This window comes from Leifsonia sp. SIMBA_070 (assembly GCF_046534635.1).
Classification (GTDB): Bacteria; Actinomycetota; Actinomycetes; order Actinomycetales; family Microbacteriaceae; genus Leifsonia.
In genome coordinates, this window is sequence record NZ_JAWRYK010000923.1 from 1 (window position 1) to 237 (window position 237).

1 pseudogene is annotated in these 237 nt (G+C 70.5%); it reads right to left on the reverse strand.

Annotation, left to right across the window (positions count from 1 at the left end):
- Positions 1-218 (reverse strand): annotated as a pseudogene (locus SB754_RS22895) (ATP F0F1 synthase subunit B); the annotation flags it as partial.
- Positions 219-237: the final 19 nt, after the last annotated feature.

Sequence of the window (237 nt, forward strand, 5' to 3'; positions counted from 1 at the left end):
GCGGCGAGTTCCGCAGCGGCGGCCTTCACCTCGGCGGCCGCCTGTGCCTCGGCCTGGGCGATGCGCTGCTCGGCCATCGCCGTACGGCGTTCCAGACGCTCGGCCATGTCCTTGCGCGCTTCGGCTTTCAGCGTCTTCGCCTCGGACTTGGCCTGGGCGACGATGGCTTCGGCTTCCGCCTCGGCTTCGCGCTGCTTGCGCTGGTAGGAGGCCAGCATTTCCTGGGCTTCCTCGCGC